This window comes from Plantibacter cousiniae (nom. nud.) (assembly GCF_977070315.1).
On record NZ_CDRVEU010000008.1, the window covers coordinates 93823 to 108074 of the forward strand.

The following is a 14252-nucleotide window of genomic DNA, read 5'->3' on the forward strand; positions in this document are numbered from 1 at the left end:
CATGGAAGTATTGGCATGTCGCAACCCGTGTTCTTTGCTCACGCCAATGGCTTCCCTTCAGCGACGTACAACAAGCTGTTTTGCGCGCTGGCACCGGAGTATTCGGTGGCTCATCTTGAGCAACACGCCCATGATCCGCGTTTTCCGGTAGATGACAACTGGCTTAATCTGGTCGATGAGTTGCTCCACCATCTGCGTGAGCAGCCGGGCCCGGTGTGGGGGGTAGGGCACTCGCTCGGCGGCGTGTTGCACCTGCATGCCGCATTGCGCTGTCCGGAACTCTATCGGGGCGTGGTGATGCTCGACTCACCGGTCCTGGGGCTGGCTGATCAGTTAGTCATACGCGCTGCCAAGCGGCTGGGTTTTATCGACCGCATCACGCCAGCGGGTCGCACCCTGGGCCGGCGTGAGGCGTTTGACGATCTGCAGTCGGCACGCGCCTACTTCGCGGGCAAGACCCTGTTCAGCCGCTTCGATCCCGACTGCCTGACCGCCTACCTGCAACATGGTCTGCGCGAAGACGGCGGGCAGTGGCGTCTGCGTTTCGACCCGGCGACCGAGATCAGCATCTACCGCAGTATCCCGCACACCAGCCCAATGCCGTCACGGCAACTCAAGGTGCCGCTGGCCATGGTGCGCGGCAAACACAGCCGGGTGATCATGCCTCATCATGGTTATCTGGCCCGACGCATGCGCGAAGGCGAATACCTGTCCATGCCCGGAGGGCACATGTTTCCCCTTGAACGACCGGATGAAACCGCATTGCTGCTCAAGACGCTGCTGGCTCGCTGGGACGCGCGCAGCGCCTCAAGGGTGACGGCGTGACGTTTACCGTGGAGGAGGTGCGTTTCAATCTGGGCCATATCGAACTGGCGGCGCATCTTTACGGCCCCGAGGACGGCCAGCCGGTGATTGCCCTGCATGGCTGGCTCGACAACGCCAACAGCTTTGCCCGCCTGGCACCGCAACTGGAGGGCCTGCGCATTGTGGCGCTTGATCTGGCCGGGCATGGTCATTCAGAGCATCGGCCTGTCGGGGCGTCCTATGCGCTGGCCGACTATGTGTTTGATGTGCTGCAGGTCGCCGAGCAATTGGGCTGGCAGCGCTTCGCCCTGATGGGCCATTCGCTGGGCGCGATCATTTCGGTATTGCTGGCCGGGTCGTTGCCGGAGCGCATCACGCGGCTGGCACTGATCGATGGTTTGATTCCCTTGACCAGTGACCCCGAATCCGCTGCCGAGCGCATGGGCTCGGCCATGCAGGCACAGCTCAGGCTGTCGGGCAAGAAAAAGCCGGTTTACGAAGATCTACAACGCGCTGTCCAGGCGCGAATGAAAGGCACCGTTCCGGTCAGTCGCGAGGCTGCAGAATTACTCGCGCAGCGCGGCCTGATGCCGGTACCCGGCGGCTATACCTGGCGCAGCGACAGTCGCCTGACCTTGCCATCTGCGATACGTCTCACGCATCAGCAGGCAATGTCTTTCGTCAATGCTATCCGTTGCCCGACGCAACTGCTGGTCGCTGCGGGCGGTATGCTGGCGAAAAACCAGCTTGTGCTGTCCGGGCTGCCTTTCGACGTCGTGCAGCTTGAAGGTGGTCATCATCTGCACCTGGATGACCAGCAGGGTGCGAGCGCTGTTGCACACTGTATCAATCGCTTCTTCGCTGCTTCTTGACTTGAGACCGGCAACTGCCGACGCTGGACGGGTTGAAACAGGAGTCAACCGTGATGGATCAATCCGCAGCCTCTGGTGACCGCCTCGCTGGCGATCTTTTATATTTTCACTCCCTGCTTGCCTGCCAATGAGAGCACTCATGCGTTTATCAAGTGTTCCCGTTGTTGCCTTGTGCATGTCTATGTTCAGCGCTGTGCTGTGCGCCGCCGATGTACCAGGCAGCAGCGATCTGCAGATCCTGCCGCGTCTGGCCGACACGGAAATCGTCGATTATCGTCCGGCTGCCGAGCTCGAGCGGGTCTACCCCATGGGCTCGATCCGCAAGATTAGCGGCCAGTTGCGTTTCGACGGCCAGGTCAGTGCGCGTGGCAATCTGACGTCGGTCACCTATCAGTTACCTGCAGAGCGGACTTCCGACGACGCCTTCACCGCGGCTCGTGAAACCTTGCAGCAGCAGGGCGCCGAGCTGTTGTTCTGGTGCCAGGCGCGCGACTGCGGAGAAAGCAGCCTGTGGGCCAACGAAGTGTTCGGCAACGCCAAACTGTATGGCGCGGATGACCGCCAGGCTTACCTGTTGCTGCGTCTGGCAGAGCCGCGCAGCGACACGCTGGTAGCGTTTTACAGCATCACCCGTGGCAATCGCCGGGCCTACCTGCATGTCGAGCAGTTTGAATCCTCTGCGCCACTGGGCGAACTGCTGCCGACCTCGGCCACCTTGCTGCGCCAGCTGCGAAGCACCGGCAAGCTGGAACTGCCCCGTCTGAGCGGCGAACCACAGGATGCCTGGATTACCCTCGTTTCCCGCGCCCTCAATCAGGACAGCAGCCTGCGCGCCACGGTGTCCGGACCCAGTGCCGGCGCCTGGCTTGACGCCCTGATCGCCAAAGGTGTTCGCGCTGCCCGGCTCGAGGCGGGCGTCACTGAAGGCAAAGGGCTCAAGATCGAGGTTATCCGTTAGAACAGCGATGGCGGACGCGCAGGTTCGCCATTATGCTCGCTCCCTCCGATCCTTTTTAGTGGATAGCGCATGTTCAACAATGACCGTCTGTTGGTGCAGATTCTGCTGCTGGCGCTGTTTGGTGCCTGTCTCTGGGTGATGGCGCCGTTCTGGTCGGCGCTGGTCTGGGGCGCGGTACTGGCCTTCGCCAGCTGGCCGCTGATGCGTTTGCTGACCCGCTGGTTCAAGGGCCGTGAGTCGTTGGCCGCGCTGGTGATGTGCCTGTGCTGGATGCTGCTGGTCGCGGCGCCGCTGGTATGGCTGGGCTTCAATCTCGCCGACCATGTGCGTGACGCTACAGGCCTGATCAAGGATATTCAGGTCGACGGCTTGCCCGATCCACCGCAATGGCTGGCGGGTATTCCGCTGGTGGGCGAACGACTGGTAGCGCTGTGGACCACCATCGATCAGCAAGGCGCGGCGTTCATGGCGACGCTCAAACCGCATCTGGGTCAGGTCGGTAACTGGGTGCTGGCACGCAGTGCGCAGATTGGCAGCGGGATTCTGGAACTGACCCTGAGCATCGTCTTCGCCTTCTTTTTTTACAGGGACGGTCCGCGCCTGGCCGCATTCGTGCTCAGCCTGCTGGAGCGCCTGATCGGGGAGCGCGCCCAGTATTATCTGGATCTGGTCGCTGGCACGGTGCAACGCGTGGTCAACGGGGTCATCGGTACGGCAGCGGCCCAGGCGGTACTGGCGCTGATCGGCTTCCTGATCGCGGGCATTCCCGGCGCGTTGGTGCTGGGTATTCTGACTTTTCTGTTCAGTCTGATCCCGATGGGCCCACCCCTGGTCTGGCTGCCTGCCACTGCCTGGCTGGTCTGGCAGGGCGAGTACGGCATGGCGATATTTCTGGGCATCTGGGGGATGTTCATCATCAGTGGCGTGGACAACGTGCTCAAGCCATACCTGATCAGCAGGGGCGGCAATCTGCCGCTGGTGATTGTCTTGTTGGGTGTGTTCGGCGGATTGCTGGCGTTCGGCTTCATCGGCCTGTTCATCGGCCCGACGCTGCTGGCAGTCGCCTACAGCCTGCTGACCGACTGGGTCGGCAGCGAGCGTGCCCGCAGCCGCTGACGGCGAAAGTTTCCGCCGCGCCATGACGGGCGGCGGAGCCTCGCTTTACGCAGCGGTATCCAGGTACTTGCCGACCGGCTTGCTGCTCTGGGTGTCATATTTTTCGCTGAGTGCGGCGATCATCTTGTTCAAGGCCTGAGTCGCAATCTGGTTGGTGTTGCCCTGATCAATGGTGCTGTCACTCTGTTTCAACGCGGCAGACAACTCGGAGGCGCTGATACTGTCGTTGCTATCGCTGTCCAGCGCACTGAACAGGCTGGCGCTGTCAGTACTGCCGGAGGTGCTCATCTGCGCAGGCGGCATACCGGCAGGAGGCTGTTGCGGTTGCATACCGGCGACCAGCTCCTCAAGGCTGACTGTGCCGTCCTCGTCAGTGTCCAGTGCATCGAACACCTGGCTGCTGTTCGCCGTACTGCCCGCATTGCTCAGGCCGGTGGTCAGCTCGTCGCTGCTAATGGCGCCATCGCCATCGCTGTCCAGCGCGCCGAGCAGATCTTCTGCCTGTTCATCGACCGACTGCATGGGCGGCGGCGGAGGTGGTGTCATCGCGGCCAGTTCGTCGGCATCGAGGCTGTCATCGTCGTTGCTGTCCAGATCGCTGAATGCCTTGCTCAGGCTCACAGTGATGCCATCCTTGCTGTTCGACGACAGGGCCGAGCTCAGCTCGTTCTTGCCAATGCTGCCGTCGCCATCGGTGTCCAGCTTGGCCAGCAGCTCTTCCTGAAACTTCTTGTTGCTGGTGCTGGAGGTTGCACTGGTCGAACTGGTGTAGCTGGAGAAACTGCTGCTTATCCCACTGATCATTGGTCTCACTCCCCTGAGATGAATGTACCCGGTAACGGTGTACCGGCTTTTGCAGACTCGGGGCGTCAGTTGTCGAGGGGATGTAGGCTTTGTACGCGGAGCGTTACAGAGTGCGTCACAGTCGTGGCAGGTCCAGTATCGCCGTCAGGCCGCCGCCTGGCGTTTGCGCGAGCGACAGCTCGCCGCCGATACGCCGCGCCGCTTCCCGCGCAATGCTCATGCCCATGCCTATACCGCCGGAGTTGCGGTTGCGAGAACCTTCCAGTCGGTAGAACGGCTCGAACACGGCTTCGTGAAACTCAGGTGCAATGCCAGGCCCGTGATCGACCACGGAGATGCGCACCCGCTCGCTGCTGTCCTCGATCACGATGTGTACGCTGCCGGCATAACGCAGAGCGTTGTCGACCAGATTCTGCAGGCACGAGCGCAGTGCCATCGGCTGCGTGTTCAGCGGTTTGCACTGGCCTTCGTACTGTACGTCGTCGCCATTGTCCTGGGCATTCTCGGCCTGCGACTCGATCAGTGCCTGCAGGTCGAACTGCTGCAGGCCTTCGCTGCGTCGGTGTTCATTGAGGTAGGCGAGCGTGGCGTCGAGCATGCTGATCATGTCATTGAGGTCCTGAGTCATCTGGCCATGCAGCCTGGGCTCTTCGATCTGTTCGACACGCAGCTTGAGCCGCGAAAGGGGGGTGCGCAGGTCATGGGATACCGCAGCCAGCATGCGCCCGCGCTGCTGCATCTGTTCGCGGATCTTGCGTTGCATCAGATTGAAGGTGTGCGCAGCCTGTCGGGCTTCCTGCGGACCGCTGATTTCCAGTGGCGGGCTGTCGAGGTCTTCACTCAGGCGCTCGGCTGCTTCGCTCAGGCTCTGCACGGGACGGCTGAGGGCCTTGGCGCCGTACCACGCGGCAATGATCAGGGTGATGAACTGGAAAAACAGCAAGATGACCGGGCCACCGAGCATCGGCGGTCTGTGCATGGGCCGCTGATCGAATTGCCCATGTTCGGCGTTGAACTCGTTGGACGGCGGCGGCGGGGGGCGCATGCCGTACTGGGTGAACCAGATGAAGGCCAGCAGGTGCGCCAGCAGAATGGCCAGCAGGGCGCCACCAAACAGACGCGCAAACAGTGTATCGAATCTGCGGATCAACCCAGCTCCCTGGCATCGAACAGATAGCCTTCACCGCGCACGGTTTTGATCAGTTGCGGATTCTTCGGATCATCGCCGAGCTTCTGGCGCAGGCGCGAGACCAGTAAATCGATGCTGCGGTCAAACGCCTCGATCGAGCGGCCTCGGGCAGCATCGAGCAACTGCTCGCGGCTCAGCACCCGATGCGGCCGTTCGAGAAACACACGTAACAGGCGAAACTCGGCGTTGGACAGCGGCACCACGAGGCCGTCGGCGGCGGTCAACTGACGCAGGACGCTATTCAGGCGCCAGGCGTCAAAGCGAATGGTGGTGCGCTGATCGCTGCGTTCGTCGCGGACCCGGCGCAGAATGGTCTGGATGCGCGCGACCAGTTCACGCGGCTCGAACGGTTTGGCCATGTAATCGTCGGCACCCAGTTCCAGGCCGATGATCCGGTCAGTCGGTTCGCAGCGTGCGGTCAGCATCAGAATAGGGATATCCGATGTACTGCGCAGCCAGCGGCACAGTGACAGCCCGTCTTCACCGGGCAGCATCAGGTCCAGCACCACGACATCGAAGGTTTCATCGGTCAATGCCTGACGCATCTGCGTGCCATCGGTGACGCCACGAGCGTTGATATTGAAGCGCGTCAGGTAATCGCAGAGCAGCTCGCGAATGGCCACATCGTCATCGACGATCAGCGCACGAACGCTCCAGCGCTGCTCGGTCGATGTGGCATCCAGGGGGGTATCGGGAAGTGCTTGCATAATGCGTCTGTCGCCTGCTTGTGCCGCCATGGACTGGCTGCTGTTGAAGATCAACGCTGCCCCTCATGCTACTTCGCCGGTAGGCTCGGCGGTAGGGTGGCGCGACCGAATGTCGTGCGCATGTCATAAATGTATCGAGATTGATACGAGCGCCTGTCGAGCCTGCCCTGCGAAGCTCACCCTGATAGTTATGACAGTATCCAGTGTCGCGCAACTGCCGTTTAATCGAACGGGCTACCGGCCTGGATGGCTGGTTCTGGGCAGACAAGTTTTTGTCGAGAAAGCCAGGGTCTGTTGCCGTTTCATCGCGGCTCGGGATGAAAGGACGACAGTCCTTGGGGGCATGATCAATCCGCCCGTACGTTTTCTGCATAAACAGGGGCGGCAATCGGATAGCAAAGGAGTGCTGATAATGGTCGATTCAAAAACAACAGCGGCTTTAGATGACAATCAAAAAGAGCGTATCGCCCATGGGCTGGCGGGCAGTGGACCCGATTCGGAGCTCGACGCAGACCTTGCTCTGGCAGAGGTGACGGGCGTTGTGGACCCTGTCGATGGAACGCTGAACAAGGATGTCCTGCTCGGTGAGTTTCTTGAGGTCACCTTGCTTCAGTGGGCAGGACTGGTCACTGATCCGGGCGACTCCGATACTTTTTTCATCGATTGGGCCATCGGTGCAGAGGCGGAGACGGACGCGTTTAAAGAGGTGTTTAGCGATATCGTTACCGCACCGGTGGCTCCTGGCACCTTTCCCAAGAAGATCCAGATTCCGTTGAGCAGTTTGATGCAAGGCCTGGAAAAGCCTGCAGACGGTACTTACAGTTTGCGCTACCGGATCAGACAACCGAATGATCAACAGACCACCAGCCCATCGATCAACCTGATCGTCGATACCACGCCGCCGGGCGGGCATTCTGAGCCAGAGCAGATGATTCTGGATACCGATCAGTTGACCCAGGCGTATCTGGATGAACATCCGGACGGTCTGGTCGGCACGCTGCCTGACTATTACGACTGGGCGCCTGACGACAGGGTAGCTTTCTATTACGTTGGCAATCCGTTGCCCGAAAAACCCGAAGATCTGCCGCCTCCGGTCGATGTCGTTTACCTGCCCGGCCCGAATAACAATACGCTGAAATTCCCGGTTTCGGTCATTGGAGCGTCCAGGGACGATGCCTACTACATCGCCTACTTTCTGATCGACAAGGCCACCAACCGCACTCCGCTCTCCAACTACAAGCGCATAGACGTAGCGCTGGGACTGTTGCCCGACAACCTGCAAGACCCCGTCGTGCCATTGGCAGAAAATGATAACTTGATCGACCTGCCTGACGCAGGAATCGGGGTCCAGGTATCGATCAAGTCGTTCGATAACTGGAAGCCGACCGACCGTATCGAAGTCACCTGGGGCGCAGGAATGCTGAGATCCGAGGAAGTCGGCAGCTATCCAGAGTTTCCGCTTTTGATCAGGGTCCCTGGTGAGGTTCTGCGTGCTCAATACAATTTAGCGACTGGCGGTGACCAGGCCACTAATGTGAGTTATCGAATCCTGCGTGGCATTCTCCCTTCCGCAGTGAAAAGCACCAGCGTCAATGTCAATTTCTCCACTATCGGACCTGATCCCATAACCGATCCTGTATGGCCGGATCCAGTCAACGATGCGTTGCCGCTGGTCGAGGTCCGTGGCAAGACTTCCGATTCAGCGAACGTCCTGACAGCAGCGGATAAAGGCGAGGCTGCCAGGGTCCTTTTCAAGCTGTATATCAATCTTCAGCCGGGTGAAATGATCGATTTCTACTGGGGCACAAGGCTCACTTCATCGGCCACCTACACCGTACTGCCTTCAGACGCAGCGGGTTCCGATCGTGAGGTTGAAATACCCTGGGATGATATCTTTGCGGAAGGCAATCGCGTTGATTTGCCGGTTCATTACCGCATCCATGCGCCCGGTTCAGCAAACACCCAGCACTCGAAAGAGACTCTGGTCAACGTAAGCGCCATTGTGATAACCCCGGACGCACCGCTTTTCGAGGGCACCAGTACAAGTGGCTGGCTGAACTGCGATTCACTCTTCGCCAACGGCATCGGAAATCCGGCCACGGGTGAGCCGGGGATACGGGTCCGCGTTCCGGATCTTTCGAAATATCTGTCGGACGGTGAGACTGTTACTTTGCACTGGTACGCCTCTACAGGAACTACAGGCGACGCTCTTATTCCGGGCACAGAAAAAGAGGAGGCTATCGTGCTGGGAGCCGACCATCCGGCTACCGGTTTCACCTGGCTGGTCACGCCCTACGCGACACACATTCTGCCTGTCTATAATCCTGCAAGCGGCAGCCCGAACGGGAGCGCGAGGATCAAGTACTCCTTCATCATGAGCGGCGCAACTGAAACCATTACCTCGTTGGAAACCACCGCCCGGGTAGGGATGTACGACGCAGTTGGGGCGTGTCCTATCGTGTTCAAGTCACGTAAACCGAAGAAAAAGTAAGGAAGGTCGCCGGTTCAGGGTGCCTGCGGCAGGCGGCAGGCACCCTGTGGGGTATAAGCAGGCTCAGGTTGCTCCCAAACGGTTTAGGAAGGCCGGCGCGTACCGGGTCATGTCACCTACGCTTATTGGTATTTTCCCCGACGATCTTCTGCTGTCAGAACCTCCCTACGTTTACCTAGGAAACGTCCTACAGAGCATTCGGTTGGATCCCCGTAGTCTTTCGGCCTCTCTCCCGAGACCGCTTTCGGGCAGTCTTCACGGGGTTCAACCAGGTTTACCTCAAGGTAATGCATCGTCATGAATGCTCCATTCGTGCTGCGTCCGCTTTCATGGACATTGAAAACCGTTATTTTTCTCTCTCCCTTGCTGCCTGGCAGTCATGCCTTTGCGCAAATCCTTGTCAACACGCCGCAGACCATTGATGCAACAGGTCCGCTGGACAGCTATCGGGTTGTCAGCACCGGAAATCTGACGGCCAACGGCGCGACAACCCTGCAAATATCCACGATCACCGGGGCGCAGCTGACGCTCACTGGCAGTCAGGTCAGTGCAGGCACCAGCTCTTCAGCCGTATCGTTGACCGGGGCAGATGCGTTGATTGTCGGCAGCGCCCTGACAGGTGGTGCGGATGGCCTGGGGATGGGCAATGAAAGTGCACGACTGGTCGGTTCCACTGCCACCGTCATCGGCAGCACGATCACTGCCACGAATCGCGGGATAAATGCCGGCTCGCTCAGCAACCTGACCCTGGAAAGTACTTCGGTGACGGCCACCGGCACCAATGGCAGAGGCATGGAGATGTTTGACTCCACGGTGAAGGCGTCCGGCAGTACCCTCACCGGGCAGCAATATGGCGTGCGCTTGCGCGCTGACCCGGCCGTACCCTCAAGCAATTTGTTGGTCCTTGAGGGAACCCGGGTCGAAGGTATCACCGGGTCGGCGCTGATCGTCGGAACGCCCACCGGTGCGCCCGCGACTGCCGATATCCAGGTCAACAATGGTTCTACGCTGACCGGCGGCAATGGCAAGATACTGGAGTTGATCAACGGCTCAACGGCGCACATGACCGTGGACAACAGCCATCTGCAGGGCGACGTATCGGCGGTTGAGGGCAGTACCGCCAGCCTGTCACTGCAAAATAACGCGACCCTGACCGGACGCCTGGAGAACGTATCCAGCCTGTCGCTCAGTAGCCAGGGCCAGTGGGTGATGGTCGAGAATGGTCAGGTGAATGAATTGTCCATGGACGGCGGATCGGTCAGGTTTGGCGACGCGGCCTCGTTTTACACCTTGTCGCTCGCCAGCCTGTCGGGGAATGGTACGTTCATGATGGACGTGGATTTCGGTGGCAAGACCACTGACTTTCTTGACATCACGGGCAGTGCGACCGGCAGTCATACCTTGCTTATCGGTAGCACGGGGGCTGATCCGCTCAGCGATACCAGCTTGCACGTCGTGCATGCGGCAGCCGGCGATGCCAGCTTTTCGCTCTCAGGCGGCGCAGTGGACCTGGGCGCCTGGTCCTATGACCTGATCAAACAGGGCGATAACGACTGGTATCTGGATACCGCCACCCGGACCATCAGCCCGGGCGCACAGACTGTCATGGCGTTGTTCAACACGGCGCCGACTGTCTGGTATGGGGAGTTGAGCACGTTGCGTTCGCGCATGGGCGAGTTGCGCATGGACGAGGCCCGTTCCGGCGGCTGGATACGGACCTACGGCAACAAACTCAACGTGGCCGACGCCTCGGGCTTCGGATATCGGCAGGTTCAGAACGGTGTTGCTCTCGGCGCAGATGGCAAGCTGCCTGTGGGGTCGGGACAATGGCTGGCGGGTGTGATGATCGGGCAGAGCTCGTCCGACCTCAGCCTGGATCACGGTGCCAGTGGCAAGGTCGACAGCTACTCGCTGGGCGCTTACAGCACCTGGCTGGACAGCGAGAGCGGCTACTACGTCGATGGCGTGATCAAACTCAATCAGTTCAAAAACAAGGCCAGAGTCAATCTCAGCGATGGTTCCCGCACGCGCGGCAACTACGACAATCTGGGGGTTGGCGCGTCGCTGGAACTGGGTCGGCACATCAAACTGAACAACGGTTATTTTCTTGAACCCTATACCCAATTGGCGGGCCTGGTCGTTCAGGGCAAGGACTACGCACTGGACAACGGTATGCGCGCTGATGGTGACCGCAGCCGGTCGCTGCTCGGCAAGGTCGGTACGACGGCGGGGCGCAGTTTCGATCTGGGCCAGGGACGTACGCTGCAACCTTACGTGCGGGTTGCCGTGGCTCACGAATTCGTCAACAGGAACGAGGTCAAGGTCAACGACAACGTCTTCAGTAACGACCTCTCCGGTTCCCGTGGCGAGTTGGGGGCAGGCGTTTCGGTGTCACTGTCTGACAACCTGCAGTTGCATGCTGATTTCGATTACAGCAATGGCGATGCCATCGAGCAGCCGTGGGGCGCCAGTGCAGGCTTGCGTTACAGCTGGTAGCGACAGCGAAGCGGGGGGGGGGGTGATGCTTGATTGATGGCGCTGATGCGCCAACGGTCCTATCACTTGTGCCAGTATCCGCAAAAAAAAACAGGGTGTTAACTGACGGGCATGGCGGTCGGCAAACGGGTCGGCCACCGCTTTCTCCTACTGGAGGCCTGGCTCATGTCTGTCATTTCAAAGTGGATCGAACGGATCAGAGTCCTCTTCTGGCCGGCTTCAAGACGCAAGAGCATGCTGCTTGCGCCGCCTGTGATCGCCGAACTCCTGCCTGACGTACCCGGCGGTGAACCCAATCTGCTTCCCAGCAGTGGCTGGCTCGTGCCGTTGCGGGTCGATTTTCCCATGTGGCAAAACTCCGAGCCCACTCCGGGCGACCCTGAGTATCTGCGCGTGTACTGGAATGACCTGCTGCTGGAGGAGAAGGTCTGGACCAAACCTGTACAGCCTGTCGATCTGTTCATCATGATCGCGCAGCAATACCTGGGCGAAGGCCAGCATCGACTCCGTTATAGCGTCGAGACCGCCAATCAGGTGCAGACCGAATCCGAAACACTGGCCTTTGTCATTGATAAAACGGCACCGGTATTCGCAGACGAAGGGGCGCTGATTTTTCCGGAAGAAATCATCAGGGATGGTCTTACCTCGGCCTGGCTGGACTCTCATGGCAACACCGTGCTGGCCGAAGTGCCCGCGTATTTTTCGCCGAGCGCCGGGGATCTCATTATCTGGTACTGGAGCAGTACGCTGACGGGCTCGGAGCACACCGGAACCCTGACGCTTGAAGCGTCCGACATCGGTAGCACGATCAATATTGCCTTCGACAAGCAAATGGTTCTCGAGAGTGGCGATGGCATTCGTTATGTGTGCTACAGGTTGAAGGATCGCTCGGGGAATGCCGGGCCCCGTGCGCTGGCTGTTTCGCTGCTGGTGCGTGCTCAGCCAGTACCGCGTGTGCTGCCACCCCCGCGGGTTCAGAAGGCGTCAGGCTCGGCAAGCGCCAGTACGCTCGATCCGTTGGATGCCTATCAGGGCGCCGTGGTATCGATACCTGAGAGTGCCGTGATTGCTCCCGGTGACACCGTCCGCGTCCAATGGGCCGAGCCCGGCAGTGTGGGGGCCTTTCTTACGGAGGTAGCAGACTCGAGACTGTTCAACATTCCTTCCACACAGATTGCCCAGCATTTCGGCAAGTCGATCCCCGTTTATTATGAGGTATTCGAAAAAAGCGCCGCCCCGCCTTATCTTTCGGACCTGCATACGCTGAGTATCATGGTCATGACAGGCTTTCCGGTCGTGCAGTGTGACAAGGTCTCCGGGGGGCGTCTGAGCCTGCAGGACATTGCCGAGGGAGGCTACGCACGGTTCACGCTCGACAGTTGGTCATTCATGGGCACTGACCAGTTCCTCACCATCGAGGTGCATGGTGTCAGCAGTGCTGATAATGAGTTGTTGACCATTGGCGTTCTGGATGAATACCCGGTGCCGCGGGTGGACGATAAGATCGACGCCGGTGTTATCAGCAAAACGGATCTGCAGGCATTTCAGGTCGGCACTCAGCTGGATGTCCGGGTGCGTGTGAGTTTTGACCAGACGCACTCCTGGCAGCCTTTCCCACCGCTCAGAACCACGTTGTATGCCTGAGGAGGTCATGGACCGCCAGTTGGCAGTCCATGATGCATTGCTACTTGTAGGTCATCGTGAAGCTGAGGGCTCCTTTGGCCTTGCCCGGCCGGATCGCGCTGCTGGCCTGTGTCTGATAGAAGCGGGCGTAGAAGTTCAGCACAACGTTACCGGGTGTGATCGCCATGATTGGCACTTCGGTCTGCAACTCCATGGGCGTGACTCCATCACCTTTGAGAACCTGAATCCCCATGCCCTTGGCGTCCGAATCGCTGGTCAGGGTGAAAACCCCGCTGCCGACAGGGCCCTCGGGGACCGAGCCTTCGACACCATCGAGCTGGATATGCGCCGTTGCCACGAAGCCGTCACCCGTATAGGTCTCGCAGTTGCTCAACGCAATACTGAATGGCACCGCAGGTGTGGTGAAACCGGGACCAGTGAAGTCAGCGCTGTCCCACTCACCCAACTGCACCGTGTCGGCACTGACCGGATCTGCACCGACGCTGCACTGTGCCTGAAGTATTGTGCCGGTTAGCCCGAACTTCATGATCCTGCCAAGCGTTGTCACGCTTCCGGAGAACAGTTCACTGCCATTGAGCACATTGGGGCCGGAGGGAATCGGTCCGGTCTTGACCAGCGTGACATAGTTGTTCAGATGAAGAAAACGCAGGCTCGTGAGCATTTTCTCGTGGTCGTTGAGGCCGATGAACGGAACGGAGGCGCTGCCACCTACAGGCGTGAAGCAATTGGGGCAGTTCCTGTCATACGGAAACTCCAGTCTTACCCGCACCCCGACGCCCGGAATATTGGTTTGCAGTATCTTGCCTGTGAGGTCTTCCCCGTTTATAGGGGCCACCGTGCCCGGAAAGATCGGAGCCGTTGCCGTAGCGTTGAATTCCAGAAGCGCCGTGCCGTCATTTTTGCAGGCCGCCTCCAGGCCTGCCTGGTCTGGTGTGGCGTTAAGCATATCGATGCTGCCGATAAAGGTACCCACTGCGGCGTCTTTGGGGACGTAGAGCGTGCCGATGTCGCGCCGGTAATCCTTTATTCCCGGTGAGGAAACCCAATAACAATCGTTGCTCGGTGTGTCATCCGGTTCTTCGGAGTAAGCCGCAGCACTATAGCTGGTCCCCAACAGGATCAGACTGGGGAGCAGGGCATTCAATGCAGTGTTCATGGGGTGATTCCTGAA

The 14252-nt window shown here is 59.5% G+C and carries 11 protein-coding genes; 7 read left to right on the top strand and 4 right to left on the bottom strand.

Features of this window, described 5'->3' with window-relative positions:
• The first annotated feature begins 15 nt into the window (after window positions 1-15).
• The 4 genes from ACW55A_RS16345 to ACW55A_RS16360 all read left to right on the top strand — a co-directional run bounded on the left by ACW55A_RS16345 (window position 16) and on the right by ACW55A_RS16360 (window position 3750).
• Window positions 16-825 (top strand): alpha/beta fold hydrolase, encoded by an 810-nt coding sequence (locus tag ACW55A_RS16345; protein WP_044308393.1) that lies wholly within the window; start codon window positions 16-18, stop codon window positions 823-825.
• Entirely contained in the window at window positions 822-1676 is an 855-nt protein-coding gene (locus tag ACW55A_RS16350) for an alpha/beta hydrolase (protein ID WP_096128013.1), read from the top strand. The genes ACW55A_RS16345 and ACW55A_RS16350 overlap by 4 nt, the downstream gene beginning before the upstream one ends.
• A 139-nt stretch (window positions 1677-1815) precedes the next feature.
• Window positions 1816-2634 (top strand): DUF4892 domain-containing protein, encoded by an 819-nt coding sequence (locus ACW55A_RS16355; RefSeq protein ID WP_498811040.1) that lies wholly within the window; start codon window positions 1816-1818, stop codon window positions 2632-2634.
• A gap of 69 nt (window positions 2635-2703) precedes the next feature.
• Window positions 2704-3750, top strand: coding sequence for an AI-2E family transporter (locus ACW55A_RS16360; RefSeq protein WP_044308390.1), 1047 nt, complete (start codon window positions 2704-2706; stop codon window positions 3748-3750).
• Window positions 3751-3795: 45 nt separating this feature from the next.
• Here the strand turns inward: ACW55A_RS16360 and xopAW are convergent, their stop codons facing one another.
• The 3 genes from xopAW to ACW55A_RS16375 form a co-directional block, all read right to left on the bottom strand.
• Window positions 3796-4554, bottom strand: coding sequence for an EF-hand domain-containing protein (gene xopAW, locus ACW55A_RS16365; protein WP_003433090.1), 759 nt, complete (start codon window positions 4552-4554; stop codon window positions 3796-3798).
• 115 nt (window positions 4555-4669) lie between these two features.
• The gene (locus tag ACW55A_RS16370) at window positions 4670-5704 is read right to left on the bottom strand and encodes a sensor histidine kinase (RefSeq protein WP_498811041.1); all 1035 of its coding nucleotides are present in this window, start codon (window positions 5702-5704) and stop codon (window positions 4670-4672) included.
• Window positions 5701-6450 (bottom strand): response regulator, encoded by a 750-nt coding sequence (locus ACW55A_RS16375; protein ID WP_004661894.1) that lies wholly within the window; start codon window positions 6448-6450, stop codon window positions 5701-5703. The genes ACW55A_RS16370 and ACW55A_RS16375 overlap by 4 nt, the downstream gene beginning before the upstream one ends.
• A 412-nt stretch (window positions 6451-6862) precedes the next feature.
• On the opposite strand from ACW55A_RS16375, the gene ACW55A_RS16380 reads away from it, so the two are divergent.
• From ACW55A_RS16380 to ACW55A_RS16390, 3 genes are all read left to right on the top strand, one after another.
• A complete protein-coding gene (locus tag ACW55A_RS16380; protein WP_455807790.1) occupies window positions 6863-8941 on the top strand; it encodes a hypothetical protein in 2079 nt (692 codons plus the stop codon).
• Between the two features lie 297 nt (window positions 8942-9238).
• On the top strand, window positions 9239-11437 hold the full coding sequence (locus ACW55A_RS16385; RefSeq protein WP_498811042.1) for an autotransporter outer membrane beta-barrel domain-containing protein: 2199 nt from the start codon (window positions 9239-9241) through the stop codon (window positions 11435-11437).
• 165 nt (window positions 11438-11602) lie between these two features.
• Window positions 11603-13081: a hypothetical protein gene (locus ACW55A_RS16390; RefSeq protein ID WP_498811043.1), complete on the top strand. Its 1479-nt coding sequence runs from the start codon at window positions 11603-11605 to the stop codon at window positions 13079-13081.
• Between the two features lie 40 nt (window positions 13082-13121).
• Here ACW55A_RS16390 and ACW55A_RS16395 read toward each other — a convergent pair whose 3' ends face one another.
• Window positions 13122-14237 (bottom strand): fimbrial protein, encoded by a 1116-nt coding sequence (locus ACW55A_RS16395; protein WP_498811044.1) that lies wholly within the window; start codon window positions 14235-14237, stop codon window positions 13122-13124.
• Between the last annotated feature and the right edge of the window lie 15 nt (window positions 14238-14252).

Bases quoted from the DNA above. Each gene is read 5' to 3' on its own strand.
- ACW55A_RS16345 (WP_044308393.1), top strand. From the start codon at position 16: ATGTCGCAACCCGTGTTCTTTGCTCACGCCAATGGCTTCCCTTCAGCG.
- ACW55A_RS16355 (WP_498811040.1), top strand. From the start codon at position 1,816: ATGCGTTTATCAAGTGTTCCCGTTGTTGCCTTGTGCATGTCTATGTTC.
- ACW55A_RS16360 (WP_044308390.1), top strand. From the start codon at position 2,704: ATGTTCAACAATGACCGTCTGTTGGTGCAGATTCTGCTGCTGGCGCTG.
- xopAW (WP_003433090.1), bottom strand. From the start codon at position 4,554: ATGATCAGTGGGATAAGCAGCAGTTTCTCCAGCTACACCAGTTCGACC.
- ACW55A_RS16375 (WP_004661894.1), bottom strand. From the start codon at position 6,450: ATGCAAGCACTTCCCGATACCCCCCTGGATGCCACATCGACCGAGCAG.
- ACW55A_RS16380 (WP_455807790.1), top strand. From the start codon at position 6,863: ATGGTCGATTCAAAAACAACAGCGGCTTTAGATGACAATCAAAAAGAG.
- ACW55A_RS16385 (WP_498811042.1), top strand. From the start codon at position 9,239: ATGAATGCTCCATTCGTGCTGCGTCCGCTTTCATGGACATTGAAAACC.
- ACW55A_RS16390 (WP_498811043.1), top strand. From the start codon at position 11,603: ATGTCTGTCATTTCAAAGTGGATCGAACGGATCAGAGTCCTCTTCTGG.
- ACW55A_RS16395 (WP_498811044.1), bottom strand. From the start codon at position 14,237: ATGAACACTGCATTGAATGCCCTGCTCCCCAGTCTGATCCTGTTGGGG.